Origin of the sequence: Mesorhizobium loti R88b (genome assembly GCF_013170845.1) — a bacterium.
GTDB classification, from domain to species: Bacteria; Pseudomonadota; Alphaproteobacteria; order Rhizobiales; family Rhizobiaceae; genus Mesorhizobium; species Mesorhizobium loti_B.
The window spans coordinates 3,522,493-3,537,704 of sequence record NZ_CP033367.1; the positions used below are offsets into that span (position 1 = coordinate 3,522,493).

General features: G+C 63.2%; 16 protein-coding genes. 7 read left to right on the forward strand and 9 right to left on the reverse strand.

All coding sequences use genetic code 11. The annotated features are described in order from the left end of the window. Positions 1-47: 47 nt before the first annotated feature. From EB235_RS17275 to EB235_RS17290, 4 genes are all read left to right on the forward strand, one after another. Positions 48-1,595, forward strand: coding sequence for a sugar ABC transporter ATP-binding protein (locus EB235_RS17275; RefSeq protein ID WP_027029814.1), 1,548 nt, complete (start codon positions 48-50; stop codon positions 1,593-1,595). Continuing rightward, on the forward strand, positions 1,592-2,572 hold the full coding sequence (locus tag EB235_RS17280) for an ABC transporter permease (protein ID WP_027029813.1): 981 nt from the start codon (positions 1,592-1,594) through the stop codon (positions 2,570-2,572). Before EB235_RS17275 ends, EB235_RS17280 begins: the two co-directional genes overlap by 4 nt. 14 nt (positions 2,573-2,586) lie before the next feature. Then, positions 2,587-3,573: an ABC transporter permease gene (locus tag EB235_RS17285; protein WP_155256506.1), complete on the forward strand. Its 987-nt coding sequence runs from the start codon at positions 2,587-2,589 to the stop codon at positions 3,571-3,573. A 113-nt stretch (positions 3,574-3,686) separates the two neighbouring features. Next, complete coding sequence (locus tag EB235_RS17290) at positions 3,687-4,250, forward strand: gluconokinase (RefSeq protein ID WP_032925432.1); 564 nt, start codon at positions 3,687-3,689, stop codon at positions 4,248-4,250. A gap of 105 nt (positions 4,251-4,355) precedes the next feature. On the opposite strand, the gene EB235_RS17295 is transcribed toward EB235_RS17290, so the two are convergent. Beyond that, the gene (locus EB235_RS17295; protein WP_245268776.1) at positions 4,356-5,375 is read right to left on the reverse strand and encodes a hypothetical protein; all 1,020 of its coding nucleotides are present in this window, start codon (positions 5,373-5,375) and stop codon (positions 4,356-4,358) included. Between EB235_RS17295 and EB235_RS34780 the strand changes: the two genes are divergently transcribed. Continuing rightward, positions 5,356-5,553, forward strand: a complete 198-nt coding sequence (locus EB235_RS34780) for a hypothetical protein (RefSeq protein ID WP_245268775.1) — start codon at positions 5,356-5,358, stop codon at positions 5,551-5,553. The genes EB235_RS17295 and EB235_RS34780 overlap by 20 nt on opposite strands. A gap of 128 nt (positions 5,554-5,681) precedes the next feature. Here EB235_RS34780 and EB235_RS17300 read toward each other — a convergent pair whose 3' ends face one another. Next, positions 5,682-6,131, reverse strand: coding sequence for an RrF2 family transcriptional regulator (locus tag EB235_RS17300; RefSeq protein WP_027029809.1), 450 nt, complete (start codon positions 6,129-6,131; stop codon positions 5,682-5,684). Positions 6,132-6,378: 247 nt separating this feature from the next. Then, complete coding sequence (locus tag EB235_RS17305) at positions 6,379-7,365, reverse strand: sulfate ABC transporter substrate-binding protein (RefSeq protein WP_027029808.1); 987 nt, start codon at positions 7,363-7,365, stop codon at positions 6,379-6,381. Positions 7,366-7,601: 236 nt separating this feature from the next. Between EB235_RS17305 and EB235_RS17310 the strand changes: the two genes are divergently transcribed. Further along, positions 7,602-7,874 (forward strand): AbrB/MazE/SpoVT family DNA-binding domain-containing protein, encoded by a 273-nt coding sequence (locus tag EB235_RS17310; RefSeq protein WP_027029807.1) that lies wholly within the window; start codon positions 7,602-7,604, stop codon positions 7,872-7,874. Next, positions 7,874-8,272, forward strand: a complete 399-nt coding sequence (locus EB235_RS17315) for a type II toxin-antitoxin system VapC family toxin (RefSeq protein ID WP_027029806.1) — start codon at positions 7,874-7,876, stop codon at positions 8,270-8,272. The genes EB235_RS17310 and EB235_RS17315 overlap by 1 nt, the downstream gene beginning before the upstream one ends. A 14-nt stretch (positions 8,273-8,286) precedes the next feature. On the opposite strand, the gene EB235_RS17320 is transcribed toward EB235_RS17315, so the two are convergent. From EB235_RS17320 to pbpC, 6 genes are all read right to left on the reverse strand, one after another. Next, on the reverse strand, positions 8,287-9,327 hold the full coding sequence (locus EB235_RS17320; RefSeq protein WP_027029805.1) for a sulfate/molybdate ABC transporter ATP-binding protein: 1,041 nt from the start codon (positions 9,325-9,327) through the stop codon (positions 8,287-8,289). Positions 9,328-9,340: 13 nt separating this feature from the next. After that, complete coding sequence (gene cysW, locus EB235_RS17325; protein WP_032925431.1) at positions 9,341-10,225, reverse strand: sulfate ABC transporter permease subunit CysW; 885 nt, start codon at positions 10,223-10,225, stop codon at positions 9,341-9,343. Continuing rightward, entirely contained in the window at positions 10,218-11,069 is an 852-nt protein-coding gene (cysT, locus tag EB235_RS17330; RefSeq protein WP_027029803.1) for a sulfate ABC transporter permease subunit CysT, read from the reverse strand. Before cysT ends, cysW begins: the two co-directional genes overlap by 8 nt. A 22-nt stretch (positions 11,070-11,091) precedes the next feature. Further along, positions 11,092-12,120 carry a sulfate ABC transporter substrate-binding protein gene (locus tag EB235_RS17335; protein WP_027029802.1) on the reverse strand — a complete coding sequence of 343 codons (1,029 nt, stop codon included), beginning with the start codon at positions 12,118-12,120 and terminating at the stop codon, positions 11,092-11,094. 220 nt (positions 12,121-12,340) lie between these two features. Beyond that, a complete protein-coding gene (locus EB235_RS17340) occupies positions 12,341-13,063 on the reverse strand; it encodes a M15 family metallopeptidase (RefSeq protein WP_051429598.1) in 723 nt (240 codons plus the stop codon). 18 nt (positions 13,064-13,081) lie between these two features. Next, on the reverse strand, positions 13,082-15,172 hold the full coding sequence (gene pbpC / locus EB235_RS17345) for a penicillin-binding protein 1C (protein ID WP_027029800.1): 2,091 nt from the start codon (positions 15,170-15,172) through the stop codon (positions 13,082-13,084). Positions 15,173-15,212: the final 40 nt, after the last annotated feature.

Consider the following 15,212-nt stretch of genomic DNA (forward strand, 5'->3'; position numbering starts at 1 on the left):
GCCGACCACTCGATATCCTTGGTCGTCAAAGTGCCTCGGGAGGGCCGATGGACGGTGCGGTTCCGCTCTTCCAGATGGAAGGCATATCCAAACGCTATGGCGGTGTGCGAGCGCTGGAAAAGGCGGAGCTTGTCGTCACGTCCGGCAGCATCCACGCCATCCTTGGCGAAAACGGCGCCGGCAAATCGACGCTGATCAAGGTGATGGCGGGCGTCGTCGCGGCCGACGAAGGCCGCATGATGCTGGATGGCCGTGAGGTGACCTTCGCTTCGCCGGCTGCCGCCAACAAGGCAGGCATCGTCTGCATCTTCCAGGAACTGTCGCTTGTTCCCGAACTCGGCGTCGCCGACAACATCGTCATATCAGACCCGCCCAAACGCTTCGGCATGATCGACCGCAAGGCGCAGCGCCGCATCGCCGAGGAGGCATTGGCGCGCGCGGGAGCTGCCGATATCCACCCGCTGGCATTGGTCAAGGACTTGCCCTTGTCGCGCCGGCAGATGGTCGAGATCGCCAAGGCGCTGGCCAGGAAGCCGCGCATCCTGATCCTCGACGAGGCGACATCCGCGCTCACCGCGGCGGATGTCTCGAACATTTTTGGCGTGCTGAAGCGGTTGCGCAGCGAAGGACTGGCGCTGCTCTACATCTCGCACCGCATGAACGAGATCGCCGAACTCGCCGATCAGTGCACGGTGTTCCGCAACGGTCGCAACGTCGCCAGCTACAAGGCCGGCTCGAAGAGCGACAATGAGGTGGTCGAACTGATGATCGGCCGCGAATACAGTCATATCTTCCCGCCAAAGCCGGCGACCGTGCCAGCTACAGCCGCACCCAGGCTTGAAGCCCGTAAGCTCTCGTGGACCGATCGGCTGGACAATATCTCGCTGACGATCAGGGCAGGCGAAGTGGTCGGTCTCGGCGGTCTCGACGGCCAGGGCCAGCGCGAATTGCTGCTCGCTTTCTTCGGCGTGCTGCGCGGTCTTTCCGGCGAGGTGCTGATCGACGGCAAGCCGGTGACGATCGGCAGTCCGGCCAAGGCGCGGCAGGATGGTATCGGCATGGCGCTGATCCCGGAGGACCGCAAGACCGAAGGGTTGATGCTGCCGATGACGGTGCGCGAAAACCTGTCCTTCGCCGCGCTCGACCGGCTGTCCAGGGGCGGCATCATCGACCGCGCCGCCGAACAGCGGCTGATCGACGATATGGTCGGCCTGCTGGCCATCAAGACGGCGGGCCTCGACATTCCGGTCGGCGCGCTGTCTGGCGGCAACCAGCAAAAGGTGGTCATCGCCAAATGGCTGATGCGCCAGCCGCGCATCATCCTGCTCAACGATCCGACGCGCGGCATCGATGTCGGCACCAAGCAAGAGCTCTACCAGCTGATGCGCAAGTTGGCGGATGCCGGGGCGGCGATCCTGTTCTACTCGACCGACTATGACGAACTGATCGGCTGCTGCGACCGGGTGCTGGTGCTCTATGACGGCGCCGTCAAGCGCGAGCTGGTCGGGGCCGAGATCACCGAACGGGCGCTGATAGCGAGCGCGCTCAACATCCATGGCGAGGAGAGCCCGGTGGGCCTGGGAGCAAGCGCGTGAAAGATTGGCGCTATTGGCTGGCCGAGCAGCGCGGAACGCTGCTGGCGCTCGGCATCTTCATCGTCATGTTCGTCATCTACACATCGAACCATCCGGCCGGCTTCACCGCCAATGTCGTGCAGACGGCGGCGAACAAGGGCGTGCTGCTCGCCTTCGTCGCCATGGCGCAGACACTGGTGGTGATCACCGCCGGCATCGACCTGTCCGTCGGCATGATTTTTCTCCTCACCAACTGCCTGGCGTCCTGGCTGGTGGTGGGCACGCCGATGCAGACGACGCTCGGCGTCATCGCCGTGCTGGCGGTCGGCCTTCTCTGCGGCGCCATCAACGGCGCCATCGTCATCTACGGCCGGCTGCAGCCGATCGTCGCCACCATCGCCACGGGGGCCATCTATTACGGCATCGGCCTTTTGCTGCGGCCATTCCCTGGCGGTTCGGTCAATGAGGACCTGGCCGATGCGCTGACCGGCCGCGTCTTCGATGTGGTGCCTGCGAGCCTCGTCGTGCTGCTCGCCATCGTGCTGGTGATCTGGGTGCCGTTCAGCCGCTCGGTGCTTGGCCGGGCAGCCTACGCGGCGGGATCGTCGGAGACGGCGGCCTACATGTCCGGCGTGCCGATAAGGCGCGGCAAGTTCGCCGCCTACACACTGGCCGGGCTGCTGGCCGCGATCGGCGGGCTGTTCCTCACCTTCTTCACCTATACGGGCGACGCGGCCTATGCCAGTGGCAACGCCTATACGCTGTTCTCGATCGCCGCCGTGGTGCTGGGCGGCGTCTCGCTGTTCGGCGGCAAGGGCAGTGCCATCGGCGCCATCTTCGGTGCGCTTGCCTTCCGCACAATCGGCGATTTGTTGTTCGTGTTCGATTTCGATCCGCTCTGGCAGCCGCTGTTCCAGGGCGTTATCCTGCTGATCGCCGTCAGCCTCGGCGCCTTCGCCCTGTTTCGGGTCCGCAATCGGCTGGAGTGGTTCCTGTGAGCGAAACGACGCCGATGGTTGGGAAGAGCGACGGCGGCATTGCCGGCCGCATGCCGAAATTCATCCGCCGCGCCGATCCCGCGGTCCTGACGGCGTTCGCCTGCATCGTGCTGCTGCTGTTCCTCGGCAGCCTCTATTCCAGAAGCTTCCTGTCACCTGAATATCTGCTGCAGCAGCTCAAGGTCGCCTCGTTCCTCGGCGTCATCGCCACCGGCATGATGCTGGTCGTGCTGCTCGGTCAGATCGACTTGTCTGTGCCGTGGTCGGTGGCGGCCGGCGCAATGATGGCTTGCGCTGCGGCTGCCTACGGTCCGGTCGGCGTGGCTCTAGCCATTCCGTTCGGCATCTTCTGCGGCGTCCTGATCGGCGTCGTCAACGGCATCGGCGTCGCCTATCTGCGCATTCCCTCGATGATCATCACGCTGGCCACCAACGCCGTCGCGCAAGGGCTGATGGTCGTCTACACCGGCGGCTTCTCACCCCAGGATTCGGCAACCCGCGCAATGCGCTACCTCGCGACGGGTTTTACAATTCCGGGCGTGCCCAACGCGGTCATCATCTGGGCTGTCATCGGTGCGGCGATGGTGTTCGTGCTGACCCGCACCGGCTTTGGCCGCACCGTCTATGGCATCGGCAACCGCGAGCGTGCTGCCTATCTCTCAGGCATCGACACAAGGCGCGTGGTGATGATCGCGTTTGCCGTCTCCGGCGGGCTCTCCGCTTTCGGCGGCGTGCTTCTGGCCGGCTATGCCTCCAAGGCGGCGCAGTCGATGGGCGACGCCTATCTCTTGCCGTCAATCGCCGCGGTGGTGCTCGGCGGCACCTCGATCCTCGGCGGGCGCGGTTCCTATCTCGGCACCGTCGCCGGCGTCATCCTGATCACACTCCTGCAATCCATCCTGTCGGTCATGCAGATGCCGGAGGCGGGGCGGCAGATCATTTATGGCGTCGTCATCGTCGCCATGCTGTTGCTCTACGGCCGCGCGCCGGCAAGCCGCTAGATTCAGATTTCAGGTCGAATCGACCTGAAATCTGAATCCGCCTCTAAATCAAGGAGATAGAGCATGATGTCGTCCGAAAACCGCTTCGCACTTTTCGGCACCATGCTCTAGTCGTGGACGAGGAAGCAGCGCAGGCGCCAACGAGCGCTCCCGGTTCAGTGCCTCCGGCCATCGTGGTGATGGGCGTCGCCGGCTGCGGCAAATCGGCGGTCGGCATCGCGCTGGCAGCCGCGCTCGGCGCCGTCTTCATCGAAGGCGACAGACTGCATCCACCCGAAAATGTCGCTCGCATGGCAAGCGGCGAGCCGCTCACTGACCAGTTGCGCGAGGGCTGGCTCGATGCCATCGGCGAGCGCATCGCGGCATCGGTTGGCAAAGGGCAAGGCGTGGTCGCTGCCTGCTCGGCGCTGAAGCGCAGCTATCGCGAGCGCCTGCGACGTTTTTGCCCCGAGATCGTCTTCCTTTACCTTGAGATCGATCCGGCGACGGCAAGGCAGCGGGTCGCCAGCCGCAAGGGGCATTTCATGCCGGCCAGCCTGGTCGACAGCCAGTTTGCCATTCTGGAACTGCCGGGGACGGATGAGCAGGCCCTGACGATCGACGCGACGCGTCCCGTTGCCGATGTCGTTGCGGACGCGACCCGGCTGCTGGCTAGAGCAATTCCAGGAAAAGTGTGAAGCGGTTTTCGCGGGAAAAGCGCATAGCGCTTTCCCCTGGGAATTGCGGCAAAACAAAGAGTTAGAGCGGTTCGCCGTTTCTGCGAAACGGTGAACCGCTCCAGCTCATGAGCCGCTTTCATCGCCTGTCATGGTATCGGAGGCTTCCGTCAGCCGCCCGCTGCGGGACCAGATCAGCATCTGTTCGGGAAACAGTTTCAGCGCCTCGAGCAGCTGGTCGCGCTTGAGCAGGATATAGCGTGCCTGCAGCACCATGTCCTTGGCTCCGTCCCGTCCCATCCCGGCTTCAGCCGGCAGCAGTTCCGGGCTGATGACGGCCCGGTATTCGCGGAAGGGAATGGTCTCGAAGGTCGACATGGCAAACAGCGCCGCTTTGCCCCTTGCGGCAAAATTCGCCGGTGCCGAAGCCAGATGCGTCCAGCCGCTTTCGCCAATCGCCACCTCGGTGAAAGTCGAGCCTGCATGGATGGTGTTGGTCATCAGCACCACGCCATTGCTCTTCAGGATTTTCTGGATGCGGATGGTCACCTGGTAGGCATCGTCGCGCTCGAAGACGATGCGGCTCTTCAGGTAGCGGTTCTCGACCTTGACCAGCGGCGGGTTCAGGAAACGCAGGCCGAACGCCGATTCCGAGACACCGTGGGAATTGACGCTGACCTGATGCGCCTCGATATCCGCCTCGTGCAGCGCGCGCTTGCCGAAAATGGTCTGGGAGGTGAACTGATCGCACCAGACGATGGCGCCGTGGCCGCGCCGCAAGGCCGCCTGCAGTCCTTCCTGTCCCTCCAGCCGGACGGTCGGGGACCATCGGAAGCCGGCGACGTGCGCGGCAAGCTGCAGCCGGCGCCGATGGCGCGCCGCGAGCAAGGCCTCGAACAGCTTGCGCGCGTCGATGCTGCTGCCGAGCACCGCGCGCGTGGCGTCGGCATAGGCTGGAAATTGCTTGCGCACATGGCGTTTCAGGCGAAGCTTGGAGATTCGATCGCAGATCGACGCCCACCAGCGCACGGGCACTGCAGCTGCGACCACGAGATAGAAGATGGCGAGCAGGCTTTCGCGAAGGTCCCGGTTCGAGAACCTGCGCACCCTGCCGGGGTGGACGACCTTGCGGCTGAAGAAGCGCACGCTCTCAGCTCTTTCCGGCACAGGAACGTCGGCGATGATTTCAGTTTGGAACAAGGCCGTGGCGGGCGGCCTGCGGGCAGTTTTTCGGGATTTCGCGAACTTCGACAGCCTCATCCGGCGGGCGTCCATCCGTTCTGTTGCAAAACCGCTTTATGCGCCTGAGCGCATCTTACGATGATGAACGCCGCGCGCCAGTGGTCGATCTAAAGCGCGTCGCGTTGATATGGATTCATGCGCCGCGCTTTAGTTCTTTGTTTTTATGCATGTCGTTCTCCCAAAACCGAGGTCACTTTTGGGCGACATGCATTAGATTTGCGAAGACAGCTCGACCGGAAAATCGTCGTTGTCGGCATCGCGCATGGCGGCGAGGCTTCTGTTATCAAGCACCTCCGCGATGGCCTGGCGCACTTCCAGCATCATGTGCCGGACTTGGCAGGTGGCTTCGTCGCAATCCTCGCAGCGCTGGTACTGTGTGCGGCTGGCGCAAGGTATCGGCGCCAGCGGCCCGTCCAGAACGCGCACGACATGGCCGATCTTGATCTCGGAAGCCGGGCGGGCGAGGCGATAGCCGCCTTCCTTTCCCTTGCGGCTCTGGACGAAGCCGGCATTGCGCAATTCGCCCAGGATGGCATCGAGGAATTTCTTCGGGATGTTGTTGGCGACCGCGATGTCATTGACGAAGGCCAGTTGGCCAATCGGCAGACTGGAAAGATGCACGAGGGCCTTGAGGCCGTATTTGCCTTTTTTCGTCAGCATGCCTGAGTCAACCCATGAAAACCCCAACCACCCGCATCTGGCGACTGTTTGTGTGCAAATAATGACGTTTTGATCACACGATGATGTTTCGCCAAAACAAGCCGGCCGATTGGCACATTAGGCACAAACGCGTTGATTCTTCGTAACGTTTTGCAGGAATGACGCTGATATCCAGGGATAACAGGCCTGAAACGAAAGAAGGCCGGCAAAGCGCCGGCCTTCTCGCTGAGTTCAAATGCTGAAACCGTCAGCGGCTGCCATAGGCCTGGTCGAGCAGGCCACCGGCGGCGAAATGCTCTTTCTGAATCTTGTCCCAGCCGCCGAAGACGTCTTCCACCGTCAGCAGGCGTACCTCCGGGAAGTCGGCCTTGTATTTGGCGGCAACCGCTGCGTCACGCACCCGGTTGCCATTTTGGGCGAGGATGTCCTGGCCTTCGGGCGTGTAGAGGAAGTCGAGATAGGTCTTGGCCAGATCGCGCGTGCCGTGCTCGTCGGCGACCTTGTCGACGATCGCCACCGGGAATTCGGCAAGCAGGCTGACCGAGGGCGTGACCTGCTCGAACTTGTCGTCGCCGTACTCCTTGCGGATGCCGCGCGTTTCGGACTCGAAGGTGATCAGCACGTCGCCGATCTCGCGCTGCACGAAAGTGGTGGTCGCGGCGCGCCCGCCCGTGTCGAAGATCGGCACGTTGTTGAACAGCTTGGTGATGAACTCCTTCACCTTGGCGTCGTCGCCCTTGAAGGCCTCCTTGGCGTAGGCGGTGGCCGCCAGATAGGTGTAGCGCGCATTGCCCGAGGTTTTCGGGTTGGGGAAGATCACCTGCACGTCGTCGCGCACCAGATCGTTCCAGTCCTTGATGTGCTTGGGGTTGCCGGCGCGCACGAGGAACGAAGGCAGCGAATAGAAGGGCGAGGCATTGTTGGCGAAATCCTTCTGCCAATCGGCCGAGACAAAACCCTTCTTGACCAGGAAGTCGATGTCGGTGACCTGGTTGAAGGTGACGACATCGGCGCCAAGGCCCTCGGCGATGGCGCGCGCCTGAGCGGACGTGCCGGCATGCGACTGGTCGATGGTCACGCCCGGATGCTGGGCAATGAAGGCCTTGTTGACCTGGACGAAGAGTTCGCGGCCGACGTCATAGGAGGCGTTGAGCAGCTTGTCGGCCGACCAGGCTTGGGAGGATGCGAGGAACAGGCCGGCGACGGTGGCAACGCCAAGGAAAAATCGCTTCATGAAAATAGGGCTCCGGATGCAATGCGTTTATGGGTTGAGCATAGCCGTGCGGGACGATAGGCGGCGAGGTACACAGCGCAGCATCATCGCTTTGTCGCGAGAAAAGACATCGCTGAAACGGCGAGTGCCTGGAATTCTGTTCCAGCGGGCGGTTCCCAGAGCCCGATTCTTTCTGCGCCTTGAACGGTTACGGTATTTGGCATATACATATGGCATATACAAAGCGAGGTGCCATCATGTCCCAGCACCGTCATCCAACGACGCCACCGAAGGAGGCAAAGCTCTTCCGCAACAACCGCAGCCAGGCGGTGCGCATTCCTGTGGAGTTCGAGCTGCCGGGTGACAAGGTGCTGATCAGCCGCGAAGGTGATCGCCTTGTCATCGAGCCGGTTCGCAAACCTGGCCTCAGCGCGTTGCTTGCCCAATGGGCGAAGGAGCCACCGCTCGGTCCTGACGACGAATTCCCCGAGATCAACGATGCGCCGGTCCAGGCCGAGGACATTTTTTGATGCGGTTCATGCTGGACACGAACATCATCAGCGACATGATCCGAAACCCGGCCGGCAAGGCTGCCGGCGCTATGGTGCGCGAGGGAGACGCAGCCGTCTGCACAAGCATCGTCGTCGCCTCTGAGTTGCGATATGGCTGCGCCAGGAAAGGCTCGGCCAAGCTGCTCAGGAAGGTCGAGGAATTGCTGGCCGAAATCCCTGTTCTGCCGCTCGATGTGCCGGTGGATGCAGAGTATGGCGCACTTCGCGCCGAGCTGGAGGCCATTGGCCAACCCATTGGCCATAATGACCTTTTTATTGCCGCTCACGCCTGCGTGCTGGGTACCATTTTGGTGACGGCCAACATGGGGGAGTTCACCCGGATACGGAAGCTGAAGGTCGAGAACTGGCTGGAATAGCCGTTGGCCGAGGATCAAGCGGCCGGAAACAGCTTCCAACGTCCCGGGCGGAATGCCACCCGGCTCTTCTGCGCTGCGGGATGGCCGACCGGCAGTTCGATCTCGACCCGCTGGCGCTGGCCGCCGATCTCGAGCTCGACGCGCCGCGTGCCGGCAACGCGACGGCTGGCGGCGACCGTGCCGGCGATGCAGCCGCTGCAGCCGTCGAGCAGTTCGACATCGTGCGGACGGAAGTAGAGCGTCGCATCGCCCTCTGGCGCATGCGGCGCTGCCAGTCCGATCGGACGGTCGGCAAGCCAGATTTCGCCATTCTCGACCTTGACCGGAAGCGCGTTCGATTCGCCGATGAAGCCGTAGACGAAAGGGGAGTTCGGGGTGTCGTAGATGTCGTCGGCGGTGCCGACCTGCTCGATGCGGCCCTGGCTCATCACCACGACGCGGTCGGCAAGTTCCAGCGCCTCTTCCTGGTCGTGGGTGACGAAGACGGTGGTGTGGCCGGTGCGGTCATGGATCTCGCGCAGCCAGCGGCGCAATTCCCGGCGCACCTGCGCATCGAGCGCACCGAACGGCTCGTCGAGCAGCAGCACCTTGGGTTCGATCGCCATGGCGCGAGCCAGCGCGACACGCTGACGCTGGCCGCCGGAGAGTTGCGCGGGGTAGCGCTTCTCGAGCCCTGAAAGCTGGACCAGGTCGAGAAGCTCGGAAGCGCGGCGGCGGATTTCCTGTGCCGGCGGCCGCGACGACCCATGCCGGACCTTCAGGCCGAAGCCGATATTGTCGGCCACGGTCATGTGCCGGAACAGCGCGTAGTGCTGAAACACGAAGCCGACATTGCGCTCCTGGATCGATTTCTGCGAAGCGTCCTCGTCGCCGAAGAAGATCTTGCCACGCGTCGGCCGCTCGAGCCCGGCGATCAGCCGCAGCAGCGTCGTCTTGCCGGAGCCGGACGGCCCCAGCAGCGCGATCAGTTCGCCCGACTTGATGTCGAGCGACACGTCGTGGAGCGCGGGAAACCGCTCAAACTCCTTGCGCACATTGGCAACGCGAACTTCCATACAAATCCCTCTGCTAATGTCCGCGCGTCGCGGCAAGCTCGGCGCCGTAGCGCATCTCGAGCAGTGTTTTCAAGACCAGTGTGACCAGCGCCAGCCCGGCCAGCAATGAGGCGACGGCAAACGCGCCCACTGCGTTGTACTCGTTGTAGAGGATTTCGACATGCAGGGGCATGGTGTTGGTCAGGCCCCTGATATGGCCCGACACCACCGACACCGCGCCGAACTCGCCCATGGCGCGGGCGTTGCACAAGAGCACGCCGTAGAGCAGGCCCCATTTGATGTTGGGCAGCGTCACGTACCAGAAGGTCTGCCAGCCATTGGCGCCAAGCGAAAGGGCCGCCTCCTCGTCACCATTGCCCTGTTCCTGCATCAGCGGGATCAGCTCGCGGGCGACGAAGGGGAAGGTGACGAAAACGGTGGCGAGCACAATGCCCGGCACGGCGAACAAGATCTGGATGCCGTGCATTTTCAGCCAGCCGCCAAGCAATCCCTGGGCGCCAAATAAAAGCACATAGACCAGGCCGGAAATGACGGGCGAGACCGAGAAGGGCAGGTCGATCAGCGTCGTCAGGAAGGCCTTGCCCTTGAACTCGAACTTGGCGATGGCCCAGGCAGCGGAGATGCCGAAGACGACGTTGAGCGGCACCGAGATCGCAGCGACAAGCAGTGTCAGGTGGATGGCCGAGCGTGCGTCCGGTTCGACCAGCGCTTTCGTATAGGCACCGATGCCTTTCGCCAGTGCCTCATGGAAGACGATGATCAGCGGCAAGAGCAGAAAGATGCCGAGGAAGGCAAATGCGATGGCCATCAGCACGGCTTGCGCCGGACGGCTTTCGGTCACCGCCGCCGAGCGGCTCTCATGGTAGGGTTCGTAGGATTTGATCTCGGGGTCAGCCATAGCGCTTGCGGCTCCATGTCTGCACGAGATTGACAATCAGAAGCATGACGAACGACAGAGCGAGCATGATCGCCGCGATCGCGGTCGCCGCCGGGTAATTGTATTCCTCCAGCCGGATAACGATCAGAAGTGGCGCGATCTCGGATTTGTAGGGCAGATTGCCGGCGATGAAGATGACCGAGCCATATTCGCCGACGCCGCGGGCAAAGGCCAGCGAAAAACCGGTTATGATGGCCGGCGCCAGGCCCGGGAACAGCACGCGGGTGATGATCTGGAAGCGGCTGGCGCCAAGCGTGGCTGCTGCCTCCTCCACCTCCTTGTCGATTTCCTCCATGATAGGCTGCACGGTGCGCACGACAAAGGGCAGGCCGATGAAAATCAGCGCGATGACGATGCCGAGCGGCGTATAGGCGACCTTGATGCCGAGCGGCATCAGCAATTTGCCGATCCAGCCGTTTGGTGCGTAGAGCGTGGTGAGCGCGATGCCGGCCACCGCCGTCGGCAGCGCGAAGGGCAGGTCGACCATGGCGTCGACGATGCGGCGGCCAGGGAAGCGGTAGCGCACCAGCACCCAGGCGACCAGCGTGCCGAAAACGACATTGACGGCCGCCGCGATGAAGGCGGTACCGAAGCTGATTTCAAGCGCATTCAGCGTACGGCGATCGGTGGCGATGGCCCAGAACTCGGTCCAGCCGAGTGAGGCCGAGCGCCAGACGAGCCCGGAAAGCGGGATGAGAATGATGAGGGTGAGGTAGGCAAGCGAGAAGCCGAGCGTCAATCCGAAACCCGGAATGACACTCGGCTGCTTGAAACGCCACCCCGCCTGCGCGGGTGCTGTGGTCATGTCGTCCTGATCTAGATTTAGCTCACTGGGCCGGCTTGTAGATCTGGTCGAATATACCACCGTCGCCGAAATGATAAGGCTGTGCCTTCTTCCAGCCGCCGAAAAGCGGATCGTCGATGGAGATCAGCTTGATATCAGGCGTCTTCGGAATATCCGCCGGCGCCACCAGTTCGGGCTTGGCCGGACGATAGTGGTTCTTGGCGATGATCGTCTGCGCTTCCTTGGAATAGAGCCAGCCGAGATAGGCTTCGGCTACTTTGCGCGTGCCCTTGGCATCGACATTGGCGTCGACAATCGCCACCGGCGGCTCGGCCAGGATCGAGGTCGGCGGATAGACGATCTCGAAATTGTCGGCGCCGAATTCGTCGAGCGCCAGATAGGCATCGTTTTCCCAGCCGATCAGCACGTCGCCAATGCCCTTTTGCGCGAAGGTCACGGTCGAGCCGCGGGCGCCAGTGTCGAGCACCGGAGCATTGGCGTAGAGCTTGCCGACGAATTCCTTGTTCTTGGTCTCGTCGCCGCCATCATGGGCGTTGGCGTAGGCCCAGGCGGCGAGGTAGTTCCAGCGCGCGCCGCCCGAAGTCTTCGGGTTCGGCGTGATCACCTGGACGCCGTCCTTGACCAGATCGCTCCAGTCGTGAATGCCCTTGGGGTTGCCCTTGCGGACCAGGAAGATGATGGTCGAGGTGTAAGGCGCTGAATTGTTTTCGAATTTCTTGCGCCAGTCGGGGTTGATCTTCTTCGACTTGGAGACGATGGCGTTGATGTCGCCCTCAAGCGCCAGGGTCACCACGTCGGCGTCGAGGCCGTCGATCACGGCACGGGCCTGTGCGCCTGATCCGCCATGTGACTGCTGGATGGTGACCGTCTCGCCGGTCTCAGCCTTCCAGTGGGCGGCAAACGCTTCGTCATAGGCTTTGTAGAGCTCGCGTGTCGGATCGTAGGACACGTTGAGGATGGTGGTGTCGGCAAACGCGAAACCGAGCGTGCCTGATAGAACCGATGTGACGACCAGTGCGCCGAGCAGTTTCCTGAAATGAGGTTTGGTCATTTCTGCCTCCGTTGAACCCGCGCCAAATCTACCGAATTGATAGAAATTAGATGCATCGAATGTTGCCTTTTTTGCCCTCCTGAAGAAAATCTTCGATGAGATTTTGCGGATAGGAGAAATATTTTCCCTTGTGCGCGACGATCGCGAATCCACGCCGCCACCTGACCTATCTAGAAATCCGAGGTGTCGAGGCAAGGTCGTAGGGGATTGATGGGGCGGATCACTCTGCGGAAATGGGAAAGTCGAAGCGCTGCCGGGCGAACGGTTCGTTTGTCAGCGTGAAGTGCCACCATTCGCGCGCATAGTTCTTGAAACCGCCGGCACGCATGACATCGACGAGCAGCTTGCGGTTTGCCGCTGCTACGTCGCCGAGCGGGCGGTGGTCGGTTTCGCTCATCGAGTCGAAACAGTCGAAGCCGGTGCCGAAATCGAGCGTGGCGGCGTCGATAGCGCCGCAGGCCGGTTTCGGCGCAGCCGTGCTGCCGACAGGCGCGATGGCGACATCGACTGTCGAGCCGCGGGAATGGGTTGACAGTTCGCCGACATAACCTTTGGCGATGAGGTCGCCGCGCTTGACCTTCGGATACCATTGCGGATCGGGCGGGCCACCTTCACGCGTCCATTCGCCCATGTCGGTCACCGCACGGGCAGGGCGGTAGCAGTCGAACACGACCAGCGTCAGGCCCTTCACGGCGATCGACTTCTGGACACCGGCGAGAGCTTGCGCCGCCTGCAAGGTGAGAATGCAGACCGGCGCGTCATAGCCGCTCACCTTGCGGTGCAGGAAATCATCAGATCCGGCGTAGCGGATGTCCTGGCGGATCGAGGGGTCGATATCGGCAAGCCGAACAAAGCCCGCAGGGAGGGGGCTGGCATGCGCGGGCAGAACGAAAGCCGCAACAGCCAGCGCGCAAAAGCCAATGCGTTGAATCGCCTGGCGCATTCTATTCAAGGAAGGCTTTCATTCAACAAACACTTTCACGCTCGCCGCCCGCCCGGCCGCGTCGATCACGGTCAGCGTCGAGTAGCCTGCGCCGTCTGGCAGCCAGGTCGCGGTGCGGCGGCGGTCGATACCAGCGAGCGGCTTGCCATTGGCCAGCCAGCGGAACGGCGCGCGGCCGCCTTGCAGTTTGAGCACCAGCGGCGAGGCATCGGCCGAATTCGTGGCGAGGTCGACGCGGGCGCCGTCCGGCGGGAAGATGATGGTTGGGGCGGGTTCGGTCGCTGTTGCCTGCACCAGGCCGTCGGCGCCGGCGCCGAAGCGGGCGAGCGTCACCGGCAGGTCCTCGCGCTTGGGGGTGAAGGCGCCGGGCGGCTTGCCCGGCAGCGGCACGGTGGCAAGGCCGGAGCGTACAAAGCCTTCGAACAGGATGGGGGCGGCCGAGACATAGCCGGAAAGGCCCGGCACCGCGCCGGCATCGGGGCGGCCGACCCACACGCCCAGCACATAGCGGCCGTCGAAACCGACCGACCAGGCGTCGCGGTAGCCGTAGGAGGTGCCGGTCTTGTAGGCGATGCCGCGCTGCAAGGCGCCTTCCGGCGGTTTGACCCCCGACAAGATGTCGATGATCTGCCAGTTCGCCTGGTCGTTGAGAATGGTGGCGGCGGTGCGTTCGGCATTGGCCGGCTCGGTGCCGTCATGCAACGTGTGCGTCTTGCCGCCATTGGCGAGCCCCGTATAGAGCTGGACCAGGTCGCGCAGCGTGACGCCAACGCCGCCGAGGCCGATAGCCAGGCCCGGTGCTTCGTTGACCGGCAGGATCGGGTTGACGCCGGCCTGGCGGAAGCGCGCCATCAGCCGCGCCGGACCGACCGCGTCGAGCACGCGGATCGCGGGCACGTTGAGCGACAGCTGCAGCGCCTGGCGGATGCTGACATCACCCTGGTAACCCATGTCGAAATTCTTGGGCCTGTAGCCGCCGAAATCGACCGGGCTGTCCTCGATCAGCGTTTCCTGCGCCACCAGTCCCTGTTCGAAGGCGAGGCCATAGATGAACGGCTTCAGCGTCGATCCGGGCGAGCGCACGATCTTGGTCATGTCGATCCAGCCGGAGCGGCTGGCGTCGAAGAAATTGGCGGAGCCGACTTCGCCAAGAATGTCGCCGGTGCGGGAATCGGCCAGCACCATGGCGACGGACAGACGCGGTCCAAGCTTGGTGGCGGCGTCGCGCGCCACCTGTTCCAGCCCTTGCTGGACACTTTTGCGGATCGTCAGCTTGAGCGGCTGGCCGGGAACGGCCCTGGGCAGCATCGCATAGGCGGCGTGCGCGGCGAGTGCCGGCAAGGTGCGGCGCAGGCCCGACACGTCGTCAAGTGCTGCGCGCGCCGCCTCGCGTTCGCCGATCAGGCCTGATGAGACCATGCGGGTCAGCACCCGGTCGCGGGCGGCATGCGCGATCTCCAGGTTGCGGTCGGGGCGGCGCTTTTCCGGCAATTGGGGCAGGGCGACGAGCAAGGCGGCTTCCGAGACGGTGAGCCGCTTCGGCTCCTTGCCGAAATAGGCGAGCGAGGCGGCCCGCACCCCTTCGAGATTGCCGCCATAGGGCGCCAGCGTCAGGTAGCGTTCGAGGATCTCGCGCTTGGACAGCCGGCGCTCGATCTGGATGGCGCGCAGCATCTGCTTGATCTTGGAGCCGAGGCTGCGGCTTTCGCGCGGCTCGATCAGGCGTGCGAGCTGCATCGACAAGGTCGAGCCGCCTGAGACGATGTGGCCGCTGGTGATGAGCTGGCCGGCGGCGCGGCCAAGCGCCAGCAAGTCGATACCCTCATGATCCCAGAAACGCTTGTCCTCATAGGTGACCAGCATGTCGACGAACTGCTTGTCGACCTGGTCGAGATGGGTTTCGAGCCGCCAGTAGCCGTCCGGCGTGGCGAAGGCACGCAGCAGCTGGCCATCGCGGTCCTGGACTTCGGTGGAGACCGTGAGTTCCGCCGGAAGTGGGGGCGGGAAGGCACGATCGAGTTCCCAGAGGGAAGCCGCTGAAACGGCGAGGATGCCGGCGCAGGAGGCTAGCGTTATGGCTGCCCGGCGAAGGAATTTTCTGGAGAGCATGGCGCTGCCCCCTCATCCGCCTGCCGGCACCTTCTCCCCG

What these genes read in the sequence shown, in the direction of transcription:
- EB235_RS17275 (WP_027029814.1), top strand. Translation starts at nt 48, where the DNA reads ATGGACGGTGCGGTTCCGCTCTTCCAGATGGAAGGCATATCCAAACGC.
- EB235_RS17285 (WP_155256506.1), top strand. Translation starts at nt 2,587, where the DNA reads ATGGTTGGGAAGAGCGACGGCGGCATTGCCGGCCGCATGCCGAAATTC.
- EB235_RS17300 (WP_027029809.1), bottom strand. Translation starts at nt 6,131, where the DNA reads ATGCTGACGAAAAAAGGCAAATACGGCCTCAAGGCCCTCGTGCATCTT.
- EB235_RS17305 (WP_027029808.1), bottom strand. Translation starts at nt 7,365, where the DNA reads ATGAAGCGATTTTTCCTTGGCGTTGCCACCGTCGCCGGCCTGTTCCTC.
- EB235_RS17310 (WP_027029807.1), top strand. Translation starts at nt 7,602, where the DNA reads ATGTCCCAGCACCGTCATCCAACGACGCCACCGAAGGAGGCAAAGCTC.
- EB235_RS17315 (WP_027029806.1), top strand. Translation starts at nt 7,874, where the DNA reads ATGCGGTTCATGCTGGACACGAACATCATCAGCGACATGATCCGAAAC.
- EB235_RS17320 (WP_027029805.1), bottom strand. Translation starts at nt 9,327, where the DNA reads ATGGAAGTTCGCGTTGCCAATGTGCGCAAGGAGTTTGAGCGGTTTCCC.
- cysW (WP_032925431.1), bottom strand. Translation starts at nt 10,225, where the DNA reads ATGGCTGACCCCGAGATCAAATCCTACGAACCCTACCATGAGAGCCGC.
- cysT (WP_027029803.1), bottom strand. Translation starts at nt 11,069, where the DNA reads ATGACCACAGCACCCGCGCAGGCGGGGTGGCGTTTCAAGCAGCCGAGT.
- EB235_RS17335 (WP_027029802.1), bottom strand. Translation starts at nt 12,120, where the DNA reads ATGACCAAACCTCATTTCAGGAAACTGCTCGGCGCACTGGTCGTCACA.
- EB235_RS17340 (WP_051429598.1), bottom strand. Translation starts at nt 13,063, where the DNA reads ATGCGCCAGGCGATTCAACGCATTGGCTTTTGCGCGCTGGCTGTTGCG.
- pbpC (WP_027029800.1), bottom strand. Translation starts at nt 15,172, where the DNA reads ATGCTCTCCAGAAAATTCCTTCGCCGGGCAGCCATAACGCTAGCCTCC.